Origin of the sequence: Flavobacterium gawalongense, assembly GCF_007097265.1 — a bacterium.
Taxonomy (GTDB): Bacteria; Bacteroidota; Bacteroidia; order Flavobacteriales; family Flavobacteriaceae; genus Flavobacterium; species Flavobacterium gawalongense.
This window is the reverse complement of the sequence record NZ_VJZP01000027.1, coordinates 36,811-57,567: the sequence shown is the minus strand read 5'-3', so window position 1 is coordinate 57,567 and position 20,757 is coordinate 36,811. Positions and strand designations below refer to the sequence as shown.

Genomic DNA, 20,757 nt, shown 5'->3' with positions numbered 1-20,757 from the left:
AATTATATCGAGAACTAGAAAATTATTATTAAAAACGGTTCTCGATACATTTTTTGTTCCGTTTTACTCCACAAAAAACACTCGAACTGACGTTTTGAATAATTGCACCCAACGGGTTAATTATGGGTTTAATTTATTCTTGTTTTTCTGATTTTACTTTTTTATCAGGTCTGATAATCATACGTAAAGATTGATCTTTTGCAAAATAAGCGATCATCCAATTGAAGAATGTTTTTATCCTGTTGCGATACGTTATCAATGAAATGAGGTGGATAAATAGCCATATCACCCAGGCAAAAAATCCTTTAAAATGCATTTTTGGTTTAGGTAAATCAACTACAGCCTTATTTTTTCCAATAATAGCCATAGATCCTTTGTCGTTATACTTAAAGGGTTTTAATGGCTTGTTTTGGTTCATTAGCTTAAAGTTATTAGCCAAATTTATTCCTTGTTGAATGGCAACTTGTGCCACTTGTGGATGTCCATTAGGAAAATCTGTATCTGTAAGTTGAATGCAAGTATCTCCTATAGCGAAGATATTTTCAATACCATTAACTTTATTAAAAGCATCAGTGGCCATTCTTTTTCCGCGACCATAACTTTCAGCTGGAATTCCTTCGAAAACTTTTGCCGAAACTCCTGCAGCCCATATTAAATTTTTGGTTTGAATCGTTTCGCCATTTCCAAAATATACCGTATCATCAATATAATCCACCACTGTAGTATTTAATTTTACTACAACGCCTAATTTTGTTAGCGCTTCCAGAGTATCTTCCTGTGAAGCTTTACTCATTGGAGATAATAAGACATTAGACCCATCAACCAGATAAATATTACTTGCTGTAGTACTTAATTCCGGATATTCTTTTAGTAAAATGTTTTTTCTCATCTCAGCAAACATTCCCGAAACTTCAACTCCTGTAGGACCACCACCAGCAACTACAATGGTTAAAAGCTTTCTGCGTTCGCGAATGTCTTTGCAAATGGCTGCTTTTTCTAAATTTTTCAACAATGTATTACGCATTACAATGGCATCATTCAGCGTTTTCATTGGAATCGCATTTTTCTTTACGTTTTCCATTCCAAAATAACTGGTTTCAGCACCTGTTGCAAAAACCAAGTAATCGTATTTTAATTCCCCATTATTGAGAATAATTTTGTTTTCGGAAGGATTTACTTTTAGTAAGTTTCCGAGACGGAATTGTAGATTTTTTTTCCCCGAAAAAAATTTTCGAAAAGGGTAACTGATACTTGAGGGTTCTAAAAAAGCGGTAGCAACCTGATAAATAAGTGGAGGAAAGAAATTATAATTGTTTTTGTCAACGAGCGTTACATTAATTCCTTTTTCATTTACTAGTTCTTTAGCAAGATTCAACCCTGCGAATCCTCCTCCTATTATTATAACTTCCATATCGTATATTTATAGTGCAAAATTAAAAAAACATCCATAAATATGCACTATTTAGGGATGTTATTAAAATAGCAATTATTAAAAAAATTTAAAATTTTAGTTCTTTTTTAGTTTTTTAACTGGTTTTTCTAAAGGTTCATTTTTGTTTTGCAACAAATAATTTGCCAATAATTTTTCAATTAATTCATCTTTAGTCAAATGATGAAAAACTGTTTTTATTTTGGTCTTCAATTCTGGGTCAACTTCGTGATTGGGTTTTGTCTTGAAAATTTGTTTTGCCCATAACAAAGTGTTGTTTTCTTCGATGCTGGCAACAGTTGGTTTTTTAAATTGAGTGAATTTTATTCCCAACTCTTTTTCGAAATCAGCAATTTCTATTACTTCCTCTGGCTGTAAAACCGTTAAAGAAAGCCCTTTTGCTCCTGCTCTTGCTGTTCTTCCGCTACGGTGAACGTAAGTTTCATAAACATCCGGCAAATGATAATTAACAACATAAGAGATTTCCTTTACATCGATTCCTCTTGCTGCTAAATCTGTTGCGACTAATATATTGATATGCCCTTCACGGAATTGCTCCATGATTCTGTCCCGAATTCCTTGTGATAAACTACCATGTAATGCTCCTGATGAAAATCTATTGATGGCAAGATTTTTGGCTAATTTATTGACAGCAGCTTTAGTTTTACAAAAGATAATTCCGCGTTCTCCTTCTTTAGTATTTAAGAAATGCATCAAAACATCGAGCTTCTCAATTGGATTCACTACAATATATTCGTGATCAATACCTTGATTCCCTATCGTTTCCATATTTGCACTAACTTGAACCACGTTTTTATTTAAGTAGTTCTGAATCAGCTGTTTTATGGTTCCGGGCATGGTCGCCGAGAATAAAAAAGTATTATGATTTTTAGGTAATTCGGCAATGATTTCTTCTAAGCCTTCTTTCAATATTGTAACCATTTCATCGGCTTCATCGAGCACGAGGAATTTGGTTTCTTTTAAGTTTATGGCTTTGCGCTGAATCAAATCGATTAAACGTCCAGGCGTTGCCACTACAATATGTGTAGGCAATGAAAGGCGTTCTATTTGTGGTTTGATTGGAATTCCTCCGCAAGTTGTTGCAATAGAAACTTCAGGTAGGAATTTAGCAAAAGATTCTAAATTCTTGAATATTTGTTGTCCCAGTTCTCGTGTTGGCGCAAGAATTACTGCTTGTACAACAGGGGAATTGGTATCTATTAATTGTAAAATTGGCAATCCAAATGCCGCAGTTTTTCCAGTACCCGTTTTGGCAAGTCCTACTAAATCCGTTGTATTTGATAATAGTAACGGAATTGTTTTTAGCTGAATTTCTGTTGGTACAACAATTTTCAATTCGGTAATCGCTTTTAGTATGGGTGCTGAAATTCCTAAATCAGAGAATTGTTTTGGCATTTTTTGGATTTTATAATTTTATAAAAAAGTTGTTTTGTAAACGTAATTTTTAGCCCCGATGATCCCGAAGTTTCGGGAGACATCCTGTTGTGGCGTCCCGAAGTTTCGGGACCGAAGCTTCGGGGTGCCACAACGATATAGTGTACAGCGGGATTAGCTCCTTAAAAAAGAAATTTTATTCTTCATCAGGTTCGTTCATGATTTTCTCACGATATTTTTTCCCGGTTAACAATACCAGTTTTAATTTGTAATCGTCAACAAGCCACTCGCGGTAATTTTTACTGCATTGACTCAAACATTTTGAATAACGTTTGATGCGACAATCGATATCGTCATCTAACAGTTTTCCTAATGCTTTAGCTTCTTGCAAAGTCTCCGAATTATCAACACACATGGCTGCATGCTGGTCCAACGATTTTTCAAGCACTTCTTTTGAGCGTAAATTTTGTTTAATGATGAGTTTATGTTCTTCATCGACATCAAAAGTTACTACTTCTGTTTTGCTGAATTTTGCGCGTACATCAGGTGGCATGTTGTATTTGAAATACAATTCAATTTCCGTATCATCACGCAAATTTTCCAGGTAAAACTCAGGTGATTTAAAGATGTGTTGCCAGTTTACCGGCTCACTCCACAGTCCAAATCGTGCTGCATTATTTCCTAAATCTATAACGCTAAAAGTGTCTTTATTAGGCAGTTTTCTAGAACCACGACCAATCATTTGGTAATATAATGTCAACGATTTCGTCGCTCTGTTTAAAATTATAGTTTCTACAGTGGGTTCATCAAAACCGGTGGTAAGAATCCCAACGGATGTTAAAATAGCATCAGGTGTATGTTTAAACCAATGTAAAATATCTTTTCTTTCCTCGTTATTACTGGTATTGTCCAAGTGCCGAATCGCATAACCGGCTTCTCTAAAAGTTTCATATACATATAAAGAGGTATTGATACCATTGTTGAAAATCAAGGTTTTCTTGCCCAAAGATTTTTCGGTATAGGCATGCAATAATTTTTCCTGCATGGCCATATTGGTGTATAAATCATCCGATGATTTAACAGTGTAATCACCATTGATGCCTACTTTTAATGAGGTCAAACCTACATCATAACTATAGGTAATTGCTTTGGCCAAAAAGCCATTTGCAATCAAAGAACTAATGGTGTCCCCTACGATTAATTCATCGTAGCTTTCATGCATTGGTAATTTAATATTCGAACTTAAAGGCGTTGCTGTAACTCCTAATATAAAGGCATTTTTGAATGAGCTTAATAATTTTCTGAACGAATTGTAATGCGCCTCATCGATGATTACCAACCCTACATTATCTAAATGTAATTTTTCATCATTGATTCGGTTTTTCAAAGTTTCCACCATGGCTACAAAACAAGAATAATCGTTTTGATCCGGAAGTTCTTTTACTTTACTGTTGATGATTTTGTTTTTCACGTCAAAACCCTTCAACATTTTTGAAGTTTGCTTACATAACTCAATTCGGTGTGTTAAAACAACCACCTTTTTATCATGTTGTGATAAATAACGACGTACGATTTCTGAAAACACTACTGTTTTCCCTCCACCAGTAGGCAATTGGTATAACAAATGATGTTGTGGCGGTGCATTATCTATGCGCTCAAATATGGCGTCAATGTCGCCTTTTTGATATGCATAAAGTTCTTTTTTGTCTTCGATTTCTATTTCTAAAGTGTTTTGGGACATTAGTTATTGTTGGATTTTTGCAAAAATACGCCTAAAAAACAGTTTAATTGTCAATTTTAATTAAAAAAAAACCGATTGATTAAATAAAATTGAATTATGCAGCATCCTTTACTATTCAAATCGTTCTATAACTGCATTGAATTCGGGTTCATTGTACCATTTTTGCCTAATAGTTTCGTTATAAATGGCTAATATTCTTGTTTTGAAATCATTAAGAATTCCATTGGCAATCAAGAAAATGACTGCTTGTTCAAAAGAATTGAACATGCTTTTGAAAAATAAGTCTTGTTTTATAATATGTTCCGATGAGAATGTTTGTGCAATTTCAATATTATAAAGCATCACATCTGCAATTATAAAGGGATCTACTCCCAAAAGCGTGAAATGCTTGATGTATTTTTGAGCAACAGAACGCCTCATTTTTGGTTTGCTGCGTCTTCCTGCCTTTTTTAAAGGATAATATTCATTTGAAATTTTGAGTTTGCATTCCTGCAAAAGTGTTTCTTCCTTTGGATTAAAAACAAAATTATAATAGACTTTTACGGGACTGAATTTCTCGTACAATTCGATAATCTGTTCTTCGAGTTGTTCTTTATTAAGTTCAGCCAAATATTTTTTTAAATCACGTTTGCTCATTATCAAAGTTTAAGAATACAAAAGTAAATTACTTTAGGAATGAATACATCCTTAATCAATGATAATCCTTAATTTTGGCATAAATAAATAGGCAAATCAGTTTTTCAAAACCTATTTTTTTACTTTTATACACTAATTTAATTTTTATGCTTAGATTTTTTAAGATTGTTGCTATTCTCGAAGGAATTTCCTATTTGGTTTTATTTTCAAATATGCTTATTGTAAAACCTACAAATTTAGTTCTTTACAAAACACTTTTATTTCCAATAGGAATGGCTCACGGACTGTTGTTTATTACCTACATTATATTGGCAGTACTATTGAAATTTAAAGAAAATTGGGACTTTAAAAAATTTGGGATTATCGGTCTTGCATCAATAATTCCTTTTGGTACTTTTTACATCGAAAAGAAATACTTGAAGAATGTATAAATTCATAGAAAAAATATTCACTTTTCTATATCCTGTCTTCCGAAAATGGGGTTTGGGAAGTAGCTTTGCTTCTTATCTGAGTTTGATTATAAATAGTATCGTGCTGTGTGTACTGGCGTATGTTATTTATGTAATATTTCGTCTGGTACTGGTAACCGCTATGGCTATTGTTGCGAAAAAAACCAAAACTAAATTTGATGATTTACTGGTTACCAATAAAACAGCGAAATACATCGCCTATTTAATTCCGTTTTTATTTATTTATAAGTCGGTACCCATAATTTTAGAGCGATTTGAATATTGGGAAGATATTTTTAGACCAGCAGTAGGAGTCTATATAGTGTTACTAGTTTTGTGGATTATTCGCACAATATTCAATGCGTTACGTGATTATTTTAAACAAATACCAAGATACAGTGATAAGCCTATTGATAGTTTTATTCAAATTATCATGATCGTGTTTTGGATGGTTGGAGTCGTTGTCATTATTTCTGAAATATTTGGCATTAAAACAAAAGACCTTCTAACTATTTTGGGGGCGGTTTCTGCTATTGTTATTTTAATTTTCAGAGATACTATTTTAGGCTTTGTTGCTAGTGTTCAAGTCGCTATAAACGATATGGTCCGTATAGGTGATTGGATTACAATGGATCGATATGGAGCAGATGGAGATGTAATCGAAATAAATCTCGCTACAGTAAAAGTTCGAAATTTCGATAATACCACCACCACTATCCCTACATACAGTTTGAGTTCTGATTCTTTTCAAAACTGGCGCGGCATGCTTAATTCTGATGGGCGACGTATAAAAAGACACATTCTTATTAAAACAAGCAGTATTCGGTTTTTAGAAGAAGAAGAATTAAACGAATTAAAAAAAATCCAACTGATTTCGGATTATATTGATACCAGAAAATTAGAAATTGACACTTTTAATTCGAGTAATAAAATCGATAAATCACTGGCTATCAATGGTCGGAATTTGACTAATTTAGGCTTGTTTAGAAAATATATTACCCAATATCTTCATCATTATCCGGGATTAAATAAAGATATGATTACACTCTGTCGCCAATTGCAATCCACTTCCAATGGTGTTCCTCTAGAAGTTTATGCTTTTTCGCATGACAAAAGATTTGAAAATTATGAATACATCATGTCTGATATTTTTGATCATATTATTGCTTCAGTAAAATATTTTGATTTGGAAATTTTTGAAGGAATCAATGAAAGTGTAATAAATAAATAAATTATGACTATCCGTAATGCGGACTAAAATCATTTCGAATACAATTTTCGTCGTTTATACATTTATAAAGCATAAATATTTAGCTCACAGATTGTACAGATTATGCCGATTTACACGGATTTTTTTATTTGGTGAATCAAGACAGTTATTTAAAACTGTGCAAAATCCGTTCAATCCATGTTATCTGTGTGTCCTATTTTATCCTTTGGAACATATTGCGGACTGTCATATAAATAAAAATAAAGGAATTTAAATCCACTCCTAACTAATTTTCAAATTAGAAGCAAAAATCTACTTTAATTACAAACGATCCTTAACAAATTCAATTTCAGTTTTCCCATGTGCTTTTGGTTTTCCATCAGCGCCCAAACTTACCATTGTAGTATGGTCAATTGTGATAATGGTTTCTCGTGTCATCATGTTTCTGGCTTCACATTTTAGCGTAAGCGAAGAATTTCCAAATTTGACAACATCAATACCAATTTCTATAATATCACCTTGTTTTGCGGAACTTCTAAAATTGATTTCAGACATATGCTTAGTGACAATTCTTGCATTTTCTAATTGAATGATAGTGTACAAAGCCAATTCCTCATCAATCCAAGCTAATAATTTACCTCCAAATAAGGTTCCGTTTGGGTTTAAATCTTCCGGTTTTACCCATTTTCTAGTGTGAAATCTCATAATTTTTCTTTATATCTGCAAAAATAAACTTTTCTTATGGCTATTTTCTTTATTTTTAAGAAAAAAAAAGATGAATCAAAGAGATACTTTCTTAAAAGAATTCCGAGGACAAACCATAGGCTCCGTAACAACACAATCCTCATCGGAGGAATCATTTCAAAATGAAGTGCTTAGGCCAATTTTGAAATTACAAAACGATTTATTTATTGCTTCATTTATTAATTATGTTGCAAAAAACAAAGCGGATTTTTATAGTCATAGTGTCGAAAAAAAATTATCGGTTATAGAAAATGCAATTCAAAAAGACATCAAGTTTAGAAATGCTTTAAAAGGAATGATAATCGCGTTATTTACAGCCGATGAATATGCTGAGTACATAAAAAATTCTTCCAGTATCAACAAAAGAATGATGAGTATGCTTATTGAAAGATTAAAAAGTCAAGTCCAATTGTTTGAAATTAATCAAAGTATATAGTCTGATTTGGATTTTTTTTAGTTAATTCAAATACTTTTTTTAAAAATGACGATATGTTAAATCAACTTGTTTTGTTGTGTATAATTGAAAAAATAGACGCTTATTGATATAAATATTACAATTTAATTACGATTTAATAATCGCAATGTTTTTTATAATAAATATTGGTTAAGTAAAATTATTTATGCTATTTGCTCGGATTTTTTCATTATAATTGTTAAAAATAAAGTTATGAAGGAAGAATATTTCAAATGGCATTCACCAAATCTGGGCAGGGATATTGAAATGCTGGTTTTTGGACATGCAGGATATCCTGTCGTCTTATTTCCTACTTCTATGGGGAGTTTCCATGAAAATAAAGATATGGGTTTGATTGATTCCGCAAAATGGTATATTGAACAAGGTTTAATCCAAATATTTTGTCCTGACAGTATCGACAAAGACAGTTTTTACAATAAACAAATTCATCCTGTACATCGCATAGAAAATCATGTTAGATATGACAAAATGATTTGTCATGAAATCGTTGAAAAAGTAAAAAACAATACCTCTTCCGGAAAAGTTGTTGTTGCGGGTTGCAGTTTTGGCGGGTATCATGCCGCTAATTTCGCTTTTCGTCATCCTGGTTATGTAAGTCATATGTTCTCCATGAGTGGCGCTTTCAACATTAAGAGTTTTTTGGATGGTTTTCATAATGATGATGTGTTTTACAACAGTCCTGAAGATTATTTATACGGACTCGATGATCATGAATTGTGGAATATGGATATCGTTCTTGGAACTTCAAATTGGGATATTTGTTTTGATGCGAATCTAAAATTAAGCAAAGTTTTAAGTGACAGAAATATACATCACTGGCTGGATATTCGTCAGGAGCGAAAACACGATTGGCCTGTTTGGCAAGAAATGTTTCCACATTATTTATCAAGAATTAAATTTTTTTAGCCCCTAGCCCCCAGAGGGGGAACAAAATGAAATTAAGTAATTTATAAACGTATCAAGATGAAAAAAATAGGAATTTTATTTGGAATGGAAGACACCTTTCCACAAGCATTTATAGATCGCGTAAATTCAAAAAACGAAAAAGGAATCATTGCTGAAGCAGTTGCTATTGATAAAGTAGTTCAAAATCAAGATGGCGAATACGCTGTAATTATTGACCGAATTTCACAAGATGTTCCTTTTTATCGTGCTTATTTAAAAAATGCTGCCTTAACAGGAACTAACGTTATTAACAATCCTTTTTGGTGGAGTGCAGATGATAAGTTTTTCAATAATGCTTTGGCAGATACGCTTGGAGTTCCACTTCCGAATACGGTAATTCTTCCTTCTGCTGAACATCCTACGGATACCACCGGAAAATCATTCCGAAATCTAAAATACCCAATGGATTGGGAAGGAATCTTTGATTATATTGGATTTCCGGCTTATATGAAACCGTATGCCGGAGGTGGTTGGAAAAACGTTTACCGATTGGAAAACAAAGAAGAATTTTGGGATAAACATCAGGAAACTGGGCAATTAGTGATGATGTTACAAGAAGAAATTGTCTTTACAGAATATTTCAGAGTGTATTGTTTGGGCTGTAAAGCAGTCAGAATTATGCAATACGAACCAAGAAATCCACATCATTTGCGTTATGTAATTGATGGACCGCCGGTTGATAAAAAGCTATTAGCGACTATAAAAGATTATACTTTAAGACTTTGCAAAGGTTTAGGGTATGACTTTAATACGGTGGAGTTTGCCGTTCGTGATGGAATTCCTTATGCGATAGATTTTGGAAATCCCGCTCCTGACGCTGAATTGACTTCGGTGGGTGCTGAAAATTTTGAATGGGTGGTTGAAGAAGCTGCAAAAATGGCTATCGCTGCCGCAAAAAAACAAAAGCCAGGTAAAATCAATCTTACTTGGGGAACTTTTATTAAAGACGCCGTAGCTGTAAAATAAAAATTATAGATAAACGGAATTGCCTAGCCCCGATTACTTCACTTAATTTTCATTTTCATCGGAGTTCAGTGAACTTCGTTTGTAGAGAAAATCCTTTCTATTCCTGATTTTTTTCAGGAATAGAAAGATTGAAACGAAAAGCGGGAAATAGCTCCTAAAAAAAAAATAATGAAAAAATTACCAGTTTTTACACTTGGTGTAGAAGAAGAATATCAAATTATTGATCCTGTAACAAGGGATTTGCGGTCGCATTTGTCTAAAATTGTAGATGGTGCCAAAATAATTTTAAATGAACAGGTGAAGGCCGAAATGCACCAATCAGTAGTTGAAGTGGGGACAAATATTTGTAATAGTGTCAATGATGCTAAAAACGAAATAAAATTTTTGCGTTCCAAAATCGTTGAATTAGCCGATAAACAAGATTTGATTGTGGGTGGCGCCGGAACGCATCCCTTTTCGAAATGGCAGGACCAGCCTATTACTGATGATCCCCGTTATCACGATATTGTAAATGAATTGCAGGATGCGGCACGTTCGAATTTAATTTTTGGAATGCATTGTCATGTGGGGATAGAAAACCGTGAAATTGGGTTGCAATTAATGAATCAGGCAACGTATTTCTTGCCTCATATTTTTGCGCTTTCTACGAATTCCCCTTTTTGGGAAGGCAGACAAACAGGATATAAATCCTTTAGAACGAAAGTTTTTGATAAATTCCCAAGAACGGGATTGCCGGAATATTTTGATTCGGTGGGATCGTATGAGAATTATTTAGAGACTTTGGTAAAGACCAATTGTATCGATAATCCAAAGAAAATTTGGTGGGATTTACGTTTACATCCCTTTTACAATACTATCGAATTCAGGATTTGTGACATGTGTTTAACGGTTGATGAGACAATTTGTATTGTTGCAATTATTCAGGCAATTGTAGCCAAACTCTACAAATTGAACATGAATAATACCAGTTTTAACATCTATCGATTGGCTTTGATAAAAGAGAATAAATTTCGCGCAGCTCGCTATGGAATTGATAATAATATGATTGATTTTGGATTGCAAAAGGAAGTGGAAACTAAGATGCTTATCCTGGAATTACTTGATTTCATTGATGATGTTGTAGATGAATTAGGAAGTCGCGAGGATATTAATTACGTGCATAAAATTTTGAAAAACGGAACTGGAGCAGATAAACAATTAGCTGTTTTTGAAGAAACGGGAGATCTTTGCAGAGTCGTAGACTTTATAACTGGTGAATTTACCAAGGGATTATAAAATATAAATTACCTTTGTACATTGTTTTTTAAAAATAGTTTATGTCCAGTAAAATTATAAAAATAGCCCTTTTAGATATGTATAACGGTGAACCTAATCAAGGGATGCGTTGTATCATTGATGTTGTCAATAGGTTTAGTCCGGTTGTGAGTTTCGAAATATTTGATGTTCGGGTAAAGTGTGAATTGCCGGATATTAACAAGTTTGATATTTATATTTCAACTGGAGGACCCGGGAATCCATTAATTGGAGATGGGAATTGGGATGTAAAATATTATGAATTTATCGATTCATTGAACAAATGGAATAATGAAAATGCAATTAAAAAACATGTATTGTTTATTTGTCACTCTTTTCAAATGGCTTGCCTGCATTTTGGATTAGCGACTGTTACGAAAAGAAACGATACTTCTTTTGGCGTTATGACTATTCATAAAACTAAAGAAGGGCTCACTGATCCTCTTTTCGAAGGATTAGCGGATCCTTTTTATGCTATCGACTCCAGGGATTATCAAGTTATTCAGCCAAAGCTGAGTATTTTTGCTAAAAAAGGAGCCAAAATTATTTCTTTAGAGAAAATAAGAGATCATATACAATATGAACGTGCTATCATGGCTGTTCGTTTTACGGACTATTTTGTTGGTACTCAATTTCACCCGGAAGCTGATCCGATAAGCTTTGTCTCTCATTTGAGAAATAAAGAAGCAAAAGAAAAAATCAGAAATATGAAAGGGAAAAGAAAGTTTAGGAATATGCTCGAAGATTTATTGGATGATGACAAAATATACAGAACTAATGAAACTTTGATTCCAAATTTCCTTCGAATAGCGATTAATGACTTGATGAAAACAAAGAAAATGCTTTCTAATTAATACAATCCATTCCAAATGATTTCAAAATATCGGGAGTTATTTAATGCTCAATTTACAGAAAAAAAATATCAAAAACTTAAAGATGATATTGCTTCCGATTTTAATTACATACCTACTTTTCGATTAGGTGAAACTCCACTTTTTATTTCCAATGAACTAAAATCACAATTGATTGAAGGTAGTAATGAGGTTATAGCTTTAATTCAAAAAGAAGACTTTAAATCGCTTACAAATAAATCATTAGAACTAAATTATAACGTTCCAAATGAAGATGAACACACCACTTTTTTAGCTATTGATTTTGGAATTTGCGAAGAAGACGGAGTGATTATTCCTAAACTAATTGAAGTGCAAGGATTTCCCTCTTTATATAATTATCAAGTTAATTTGTATGAAAAGTTTAAGAATCAGTATCCTTTTCTCAGCGAATTAACACCATTCATCAATAACATTGAACCACAAGAATATCTCAATATTCTTGAAGAAGCGATTTGTAATAATCATCCCAAAGAAAATGTTATTCTTCTTGAAATTGAACCAGAAAAACAAAATACAAAAATAGATTTTTATTATTGCCGAAGAGATATTGGTATTCCGATAGTTTGCGTTACTGAACTCATAAAAAAAGGCAAACAATTATTTTATAAAAACGAAAAAGGCGATGAAATTTTAGTAAAACGAATCTATAATCGGGTTATTTTTGATGAATTAGATTTGCGAACCGATTTAAAATTAAATTTCCATTTCTCAGATGAACTTGATGTAGAATGGGCAGGGCATCCTAATTGGTTTTTCAGAATAAGTAAATTTATTTTGCCTTTCTTAAAAGGGAAGTATTTTATAGAAACTACATTATTGAGTGAATTAACCGAAATTCCAGAGGATTTAGAAAATTATGTTTTGAAACCTTTATTTTCTTTTTCAGGAACGGGTGTTATTTTCCATGTAAAAAAAGAAGATATTGAAGCGGTAATTGAAAAAGAACTTTATATCCTCCAAAAAAAGGTAAACTATATTCCTATTGTACAATCTCCTGATGGAAAAGTAAAAGCAGAAGTTCGTGTGCTTTGTGTTTGGAAAAAAGATGATGCCGCTCCTACTCTACTTTGTAACTTAGTCCGATTGAGTCGCGGTGAAATGATTGGCGTAAAATTCAATAAAGATATGGATTGGGTTGGCGGGACACTTGGATTATTTGAAAGGTAGATAGTGGTTTTTTATAGAATAGAATGTCACTTCATGTTTATTTCTATCAATACAATCTTTTTTGATTTCAAACCATTGAATTTTTAAATTTCATTACTTATTGTAGAAACATCTTTTTGCAATAAATTGCATTGATATTATTTCCAATATTTAAAACATTTTTTATGATTAGTTTTTTATAAAATGTCATTTTAACGCATTGACATGGTGTGAAATGAAAATTTAATTTTAATTTGTAGTATAAAACATGTTAAATTAATATTAAAATGACTCTTAAAAGTATTTTTTATTTTACTGTTAATCTCAAATTCTATTTTTTTTCTTGTTTTAATTGATAACAGATCGTGTTTAATGAATTTTTAAAAGTGATTCCCTTAATAATTTGCAAATTATTGAATTCTATCAATAATTTAACATTAAAAAAGAGAATCTATCTTATTTTTATTTATTATTGCATTGTTATAATAAATGCATAATATTCAATAATCATTAATACTTTTAATAATTTTAGTAAATGGATAGACGTAGAGCAATCAAAAACTTGGCGTTGGTGCTAGGAGGTGTCATCTCAGCAACAACAGTTGGAATTTTAATTAAAGACATTATAATTCCTGACAATGAAAATAGTAATGTATCATTTTCTGCTACCGACGAAGAACTTTTAGCTGAATTTGCGGATATTATCATTCCAACTACAAAAGCAGCACCTGGAGCTAAAGCGGCTGGTTTGGGAGCTTTTATTCCTATGATGATTAAAGAATGCTATCCTGCCGATTTGCAACAGACTTTTGCAACGGGAATGAAAGAAATGGAGGAAAAATGTCAAGAACAATATAATAAGAATTTTACCGCATTGTCTCCCGAGCTACGTGTTAAAATAATGGAAGAACTAAGAACCGAATCACTTGTCGATATTAAAAAGCCTTCCTTTTTTATTCTCGCCAGAGATTTGACTATTTTAGGGTATTTCTCATCAGAAATTGGTTGTACACAGGCGCGTGAATACCTTCCGGTTCCTGGTAGATACGACGGCAATGCTGATTACAAACCTGGACAAAAAGCTTGGGCTACTTAAAGAAATCAATTGGCGAAATAAAATCCTTTTTTTAATAAATTAGTTTAGGATTTTATCGCATTAATTTTTTCGAAATATTATCTTCAAATTAACCAAATAGAACGCACCTAGAATGAATATAAATTCAAATTTAAAAGAAGAAAATACTTATGACGCGATTGTTGTAGGTTCAGGAATAAGTGGTGGTTGGGCCGCAAAAGAACTGACTGAAAAAGGACTAAAAGTTTTGATGTTAGAACGAGGAATGAACATAGAACATATCAAAGATTATGAATCCGCGATGAAAAACCCTTGGGAGTTTAAACATGCCGGTAAACTTACAGAAGAACAAAAAAGAACGCACCCAGTTCAAACAAGAGATTATCCTTATAATGAAGCAACCGAAAAATGGTGGGTAAATGATTTGGAATGTCCGTATACGGAAGACAAACGTTTTGACTGGTACAGAGGATTTCATGTAGGTGGAAAGTCTTTAATGTGGGGGCGCCAAAGTTACCGTTTTAGTGACCATAATTTTGAAGATAATGCTAAAGACGGTCATGGTAACGATTGGCCTATTCGCTATAAAGATATCGCTCCATGGTATGATTACGCTGAGAAATTTGCCGGAATAAGCGGACAGGCAGAAAACTGGCCTCTTTTGCCAGACGGTGTTTTTTTACCACCAATGGATTTGAACTGTGTGGAGAAGTCAGTTAAGGAAAGAATGGAAAAGCATTATAACAGAACACGAATTCTTACTATTGGGCGTACCGCAAACTTAACGGTCCCTCATAATGGTCGTGGGAGTTGTCAATATAGAAATTTATGCAGCCGTGGCTGCCCGTTTGGAGCTTATTTCAGTACACAATCGGCTACCCTTCCTGCTGCTATGGCAACTAAACGATTAACTGTAAGACCCTACTCTATTGTCAATCATATCATTTATGATAAAGATACCAAAAAAGCTAAAGGGGTTATGGTGATTGATGCTGAAACAAATGAAACAATGGAGTTTTATGCTAAAATTGTTTTTGTAAATGGCTCTACTTTAGGCTCAACATTTATTTTATTAAATTCAACTTCAGAAGCACATCCGGAAGGATTAGGTAATGCTAGTGGTCAATTGGGACATAATTTGATGGATCATCATTTCCGTTGTGGTGCTTCAGGAAGTGCAGAAGGCTTTGAAGATAAATACACTTATGGACGAAGAGCAAATGGTATTTATATTCCGAGATATCAAAATGTCAGCGGTGATAAAAGAGATTATTTAAGAGGTTTTGGTTATCAAGGAGGTGCCAGTAGAAATCCTTGGCATGAAGAAGTTGCTGAATTAGCTTTTGGTGGTGATTTTAAAGATAAAATGAGTCTTCCAGCCGATACATGGAACATGGGCTTAGGTGGTTTTGGTGAGATGTTGCCTTACTATGAAAATAAAGTGTATATCAACCATGACAAAAAAGACAAATGGGGTCAACCGGTTTTAGCGATTGATTGCGAATACAAAGAAAATGAGAAAAAAATGCGTATTGACATGATGAATGATGCTGCAGAAATGCTTGAAGCGTCAGGAATTAAAAATGTACAAACGTATGATAATGACTGTTATCCTGGAATGGCAATTCACGAAATGGGAACTGCCAGAATGGGTAATGATCCTAAAACTTCAGTTTTAAATAAATGGAATCAAATGCATGAAGTAAATAATGTATTTGTTACAGATGGTTCTTGTATGCCTTCAATTGCTTGTCAGAACCCATCATTGACCTTTATGGCATTGACGGCACGTGCATGTGATTATGCTGTAAAAGAATTAAATAAAGGAAATATTTAGTATAAAAAGATGATTAGAAAATTAAAAATGGGTATGATTGGTGGTGGCCAAGATGCTTTTATAGGTGCCATTCACCGCTTAGCCGCCAATATGGATGGACTAATAGAATTAAGTTGTGGTGCATTGAGTATAAAACCAGAAACAGCGATAGCATCGGGGAAAGCCTTGTTTCTTCCTGAATCAAGAACTTATTTGACCTATGAAGAAATGATTAAAGCTGAAGCAGCTTTACCTGCTGGCGAACGAATCGATTTTGTTACTATTGTTACCCCAAATTTTGCGCATTTTGCACCAGCCATGATGGCTTTGGATTATGGTTTTAATGTTGTAATCGAAAAACCAATCACTTTTTCATTAGAGGAAGCGAAGTTATTAAAAGAAAAATTAGACGAAACAGGATTAATACTTTGTTTGACACATACGTATTCTGGCTACCCAATGGTAAAGCAAGCGAAAGCTATGGTGAGAGAGGGAAAACTGGGAAAGATTCGAAAAGTCTGGGTAGAATATCCACAAGGATGGTTGAGTAAATTATCAGAAAGAGAAGGAAATGCACAAGCGGCTTGGAGAACAGACCCAACAAAGGCAGGAAAAAGTTCCGTAATGGGAGACATTGGAACTCATGCAGCTCATTTAGCGGAATATATTACTGGAGCTAACATTACAGATGTTTGTGCGGAATTAAATACATTAGTTGAAGGACGTGTAATGGATGATGATGGAGCAGTAATGCTGAAATTTGATAATGGGGCTAAAGGTGTTTTAATGGCATCGCAAGTTGCTGCTGGTGAGGAAAATGCTTTAAAAATTAGAGTATATGGTGAAAAAGGGGGTGTCGAATGGCTGCAACATGACCCCAATACTTTACTTGTAAGATGGTTAGATGAACCAACACAAATTTTAAGAGCCGGTAGTAATTATGGTGGACATTTATCATCATTTGCCACGCATAATTGCAGGACTCCGGGAGGACATCCGGAAGGGTATTTAGAAGCATTCGCTAATATCTATCGCAATTTTGCATTAACACTTGGTTGTAAATTAGAAGGTAAAGAACCTACTCCTGAAATGTTAGACTTCCCTTCTATTGAAGATGGATTAAGAGGAATGGCGTTTATTGATAACGTAGTAACTTCAGCACATTCAGATAAAAAATGGACTCCTTACGTTTTGTAGTAAAAGGTAATTCATAAAAAAATTAAAATAAATAAATGACAACAATACAAGGTCCTGCAGTATTTTTAGCTCAGTTTATTGGCGATGAAGCTCCTTTTAACTCCTTGGATGGAATTTGCAAATGGGCGGCTGATTTAGGTTTTAAAGGTATTCAAATGCCAACATTAGATACTCGATTCATCGATTTACAAAAAGCAGCAGAAAGCAAAACATATGCCGATGAATTAAAAGGCACAATTGCATCATACGGATTAGAAATCACGGAATTATCAACACATTTACAAGGCCAATTAGTAGCGGTTCATCCTGCCTATGATGATTTTTTTGATGCTTTTGCACCCAAAAACGTGCATGGAAATTCAAAAGCAAGACAAGAATGGGCTGTTCAACAGTTGAAATATGCTGCGAAAGCATCTAATAATTTAGGTTTAAATGCGCATGCAACTTTCAGCGGTTCTTTACTATGGCAATATTTCCATCCGTGGCCTCAGCGACCACCAGGTTTGGTTGAAGATGGCTTTGCGGAATTAGCCAAACGTTGGTTACCCATCTTAAATGAATTCGATCAAAATGGTGTTGATCTTTGTTACGAAATTCATCCCGGAGAAGATTTATTTGACGGTGAAACCTATGAAATGTTCTTAAAAGCTGTAAATAATCACTCCAGAGCTTGTATTCTGTACGATCCCTCGCATTTTGTTTTACAACAATTAGATTACATTCAATATATCGATTTTTATCATGAACGAATAAAAGCTTTCCATGTTAAGGATGCCGAATTTAACCCAACAGGAAAACAAGGTACTTTTGGAGGCTACCAAAGTTGGGCAAATCGTGCAGGACGCTATCGTTCACCAGGCGATGGTCAAATTGATTTTAAAACTATTTTCAGCAAATTAGCACAATACGATTATAAAGGTTGGGCCGTTATGGAATGGGAATGTTGTATTAAAAATCAAGAAGATGGAGCCCGTGAAGGAGCTGAATTTATAAAAAATCATATCATAAAAGTAACAGACAAAGCTTTTGATGATTTTGCAGCCGTAGAAACAAATAAAGCTTTTAATATGAAGAATCTTGGATTATAAAAACAATCCAAGACCTCACTCAACTTAGACATTAGTAAAATCTAGAGCACCAATAGCAAATTTCTGTATTTCATCAATAAAGATCTTATAATGAGTATGAAAAAAGAAGACGATAAAGAAAATAAAATCATAACGAATCGTCGTGATTTTATAAAAACAAGTGCTTTGGCTGCTGCTGCATTTATGATTGTTCCCAGACATGTTCTAGGAAGGGGTTTTGTCGCTCCCAGTGATCGTTTAATAATTGCCAGTATTGGTGTGGGTGGTAAAGGACAATCTGATATTGCCATGTTTGATAAGAGTGGAAAAGCAAATATTGGTTTTTTATGTGATGTTGATGATATAAGAGCTGCAAAAAGTGTAACTGCATTTCCTAAAGCCAAATATTACAAAGACTGGCGAGAAATGTTTGACAAAGAACACAAAAAATTTGATGCAGTTTCAGTAGCAACTCCAGACCACAATCATGCTATACAGACTTTGGCTGCGATGCAATTGGGCAAGCATGTTTATGTTCAAAAACCATTAACGCATGATATTTATGAAGCCCGTATTTTAACTCAGGCTGCAAAGAAATACAAGGTAGTCACCCAAATGGGAAATCAAGGTGCTTCAAACGATGGAACCCGAATAATGAAAGAATGGTATGAAGCCGATTTAATTGGAGATGTACATACTGTTTATACTTGGACAGATCGCCCAGTTTGGCCTCAAGGTATCCCCTGGCCTACTACAAAAGCAGAAATTCCTGCAGAATTAGATTGGGATTTATGGTTGGGAACAGCTCCTCAAAGAGATTATGTAGATAAATTGGTACCTTTCAACTGGCGTGGATGGTGGGATTATGGCACAGGTGCACTAGGAGATATGGGTTGTCACCTCATAGAGGCTCCTTTTAGTGTATTGAACTTAAAATATGCTAAAGATGTACAATGTAGTGTTGGGTCTGTATATGTTGACGAATTTAAACGCGGTTATTTCCCTGAAAGTTGTCCGCCTTCTAGTCATGTAACTTTAACCTTTCCCAAAACAAATAAAACCAATGGTGATGTGACTTTACATTGGATGGATGGGGGTATTCAACCTGAAAGACCTTTAGAATTAGGGGCAAACGAAATTTTTGGAGATGGAGGAAATGGCACTTTATTTATTGGCACAAAAGGAAAAATGGTGTGTGATACTTACGGTTTAAATCCTCGTTTACTCCCTCTTAGCAGAAATGAAAACATCAATGTGGCACAAAAATACGCGAGAGTAAGTGACGGATCTAATGGTCATTATAAACAATGGGTTGAAGCTTCTATTGCCGGACATGGAAAACATGAATTAAGTTCTCCTTTTGAAATTGCCGGTCCATTGACCGAGGCATTATTAATGGCAAATTTGGCCATAAGAGGGTATGATATTAAAAAAGAAGTAATCGGAAAAACTAAATATCCAGGTCGATCAGTAAAATTACTTTGGGATAATGACAATATGAAAATCACCAATTTTGATGACGTAAATCAATTTGTAAAACGCGAATACCGCCAAGGTTGGAAAAATTTAACTTTATAATTAATTACATTAAATAATGATAAAAAATATTGTAACCTTATTAATTCTCATTGCGATGGTACATATAGCAAATGCCCAAAAAGAATTTAAACCACTATTTGATGGTAAAACTACCGAGGGATGGCATACATACGGAAAAACTACTGTAGGCGCAGCATGGAAAATTGAAGACGGAACCTTATATTTTGATCCAACCGCAAAAGAAAACGGTCAAGGTGGCGATATTGTGACTGATAAAGAATATTCTAATTTTCATTTAAAAATAGATTGGAAAGTAGCACCAAGATCTAATAGTGGAATTATTTTCTATATTCATGAAGATCCTAAAAAATACAAAAACACTTATGAAACAGGTTTGGAAATGCAGGTTTTGGATAATGACGGACATCCTGACGGAAAAATAACCAAACACAGAGCAGGAAATTTATATGATTTAATAAAAAGCGATATTGAGCCCGTAAAAGCTGTTGGCGAATGGAATACAGCTGAAATAATCAGTGATAATGGCGAATTAACTTTTATTTTGAATGGTATTATAGTTGTAAAAACGACACTTTGGGATGACAACTGGAAAGCACTTGTTGCAGGAAGTAAATTCAAAGCCTGGAAAGATTTTGCAACATTCAAAACAGGAAAAATAGCCTTACAGGATCATGGCGATACTGTTTGGTACAGAAATATTGTCATTAAAGAATTGTAATT

19 protein-coding genes are annotated in these 20,757 nt (G+C 33.8%); 14 read left to right on the top strand and 5 right to left on the bottom strand.

The features are described from left to right. Window positions 1-133: 133 nt before the first annotated feature. The 4 genes from FNW38_RS13460 to FNW38_RS13445 form a co-directional block, all read right to left on the bottom strand. The gene (locus tag FNW38_RS13460) at window positions 134-1,411 is read right to left on the bottom strand and encodes an NAD(P)/FAD-dependent oxidoreductase (RefSeq protein WP_143388299.1); all 1,278 of its coding nucleotides are present in this window, start codon (window positions 1,409-1,411) and stop codon (window positions 134-136) included. Window positions 1,412-1,507: 96 nt separating this feature from the next. After that, window positions 1,508-2,845 (bottom strand): DEAD/DEAH box helicase, encoded by a 1,338-nt coding sequence (locus FNW38_RS13455; RefSeq protein ID WP_144064945.1) that lies wholly within the window; start codon window positions 2,843-2,845, stop codon window positions 1,508-1,510. Between the two features lie 175 nt (window positions 2,846-3,020). Next, a complete protein-coding gene (locus FNW38_RS13450) occupies window positions 3,021-4,565 on the bottom strand; it encodes a DEAD/DEAH box helicase (protein WP_144064946.1) in 1,545 nt (514 codons plus the stop codon). A 111-nt stretch (window positions 4,566-4,676) separates the two neighbouring features. After that, entirely contained in the window at window positions 4,677-5,201 is a 525-nt protein-coding gene (locus FNW38_RS13445; protein WP_143388296.1) for a DUF6155 family protein, read from the bottom strand. A 146-nt stretch (window positions 5,202-5,347) separates the two neighbouring features. On the opposite strand from FNW38_RS13445, the gene FNW38_RS13440 reads away from it, so the two are divergent. Next, window positions 5,348-5,632, top strand: coding sequence for a DUF3817 domain-containing protein (locus tag FNW38_RS13440; protein ID WP_143388295.1), 285 nt, complete (start codon window positions 5,348-5,350; stop codon window positions 5,630-5,632). After that, complete coding sequence (locus FNW38_RS13435; protein ID WP_143388294.1) at window positions 5,625-6,881, top strand: mechanosensitive ion channel family protein; 1,257 nt, start codon at window positions 5,625-5,627, stop codon at window positions 6,879-6,881. Before FNW38_RS13440 ends, FNW38_RS13435 begins: the two co-directional genes overlap by 8 nt. Before the next feature lie 300 nt (window positions 6,882-7,181). On the opposite strand, the gene FNW38_RS13430 is transcribed toward FNW38_RS13435, so the two are convergent. Continuing rightward, window positions 7,182-7,565, bottom strand: a complete 384-nt coding sequence (locus tag FNW38_RS13430) for an acyl-CoA thioesterase (protein ID WP_143388293.1) — start codon at window positions 7,563-7,565, stop codon at window positions 7,182-7,184. Window positions 7,566-7,635: 70 nt separating this feature from the next. On the opposite strand from FNW38_RS13430, the gene FNW38_RS13425 reads away from it, so the two are divergent. The 12 genes from FNW38_RS13425 (at window position 7,636) to FNW38_RS13370 (ending at window position 20,755) form a co-directional block, all read left to right on the top strand. Further along, a complete protein-coding gene (locus tag FNW38_RS13425; protein ID WP_143388292.1) occupies window positions 7,636-8,040 on the top strand; it encodes a glyoxalase in 405 nt (134 codons plus the stop codon). A 231-nt stretch (window positions 8,041-8,271) separates the two neighbouring features. After that, window positions 8,272-8,985, top strand: coding sequence for an esterase family protein (locus FNW38_RS13420; RefSeq protein WP_143388291.1), 714 nt, complete (start codon window positions 8,272-8,274; stop codon window positions 8,983-8,985). 57 nt (window positions 8,986-9,042) lie between these two features. Then, a complete protein-coding gene (locus FNW38_RS13415) occupies window positions 9,043-9,990 on the top strand; it encodes an ATP-grasp domain-containing protein (RefSeq protein ID WP_143388290.1) in 948 nt (315 codons plus the stop codon). A gap of 168 nt (window positions 9,991-10,158) precedes the next feature. Beyond that, a complete protein-coding gene (locus FNW38_RS13410; protein WP_035672581.1) occupies window positions 10,159-11,265 on the top strand; it encodes a carboxylate-amine ligase in 1,107 nt (368 codons plus the stop codon). A gap of 41 nt (window positions 11,266-11,306) precedes the next feature. Then, on the top strand, window positions 11,307-12,137 hold the full coding sequence (locus tag FNW38_RS13405) for a type 1 glutamine amidotransferase (protein ID WP_143388289.1): 831 nt from the start codon (window positions 11,307-11,309) through the stop codon (window positions 12,135-12,137). Between the two features lie 15 nt (window positions 12,138-12,152). Further along, on the top strand, window positions 12,153-13,343 hold the full coding sequence (locus tag FNW38_RS13400) for a hypothetical protein (RefSeq protein WP_143388288.1): 1,191 nt from the start codon (window positions 12,153-12,155) through the stop codon (window positions 13,341-13,343). A gap of 514 nt (window positions 13,344-13,857) precedes the next feature. Further along, window positions 13,858-14,418 (top strand): gluconate 2-dehydrogenase subunit 3 family protein, encoded by a 561-nt coding sequence (locus FNW38_RS13395; RefSeq protein WP_143388287.1) that lies wholly within the window; start codon window positions 13,858-13,860, stop codon window positions 14,416-14,418. A gap of 112 nt (window positions 14,419-14,530) precedes the next feature. Continuing rightward, the gene (locus tag FNW38_RS13390; protein ID WP_143388286.1) at window positions 14,531-16,234 is read left to right on the top strand and encodes a GMC oxidoreductase; all 1,704 of its coding nucleotides are present in this window, start codon (window positions 14,531-14,533) and stop codon (window positions 16,232-16,234) included. Between the two features lie 9 nt (window positions 16,235-16,243). Beyond that, the gene (locus FNW38_RS13385; RefSeq protein WP_143388285.1) at window positions 16,244-17,410 is read left to right on the top strand and encodes a Gfo/Idh/MocA family protein; all 1,167 of its coding nucleotides are present in this window, start codon (window positions 16,244-16,246) and stop codon (window positions 17,408-17,410) included. A gap of 35 nt (window positions 17,411-17,445) precedes the next feature. Continuing rightward, a complete protein-coding gene (locus FNW38_RS13380; protein WP_143388284.1) occupies window positions 17,446-18,498 on the top strand; it encodes a sugar phosphate isomerase/epimerase family protein in 1,053 nt (350 codons plus the stop codon). 96 nt (window positions 18,499-18,594) lie between these two features. Further along, window positions 18,595-20,055, top strand: a complete 1,461-nt coding sequence (locus FNW38_RS13375) for a Gfo/Idh/MocA family protein (protein WP_143388283.1) — start codon at window positions 18,595-18,597, stop codon at window positions 20,053-20,055. A gap of 16 nt (window positions 20,056-20,071) precedes the next feature. Further along, entirely contained in the window at window positions 20,072-20,755 is a 684-nt protein-coding gene (locus FNW38_RS13370; protein WP_143388282.1) for a 3-keto-disaccharide hydrolase, read from the top strand. The last annotated feature ends 2 nt before the right edge of the window (window positions 20,756-20,757 follow it).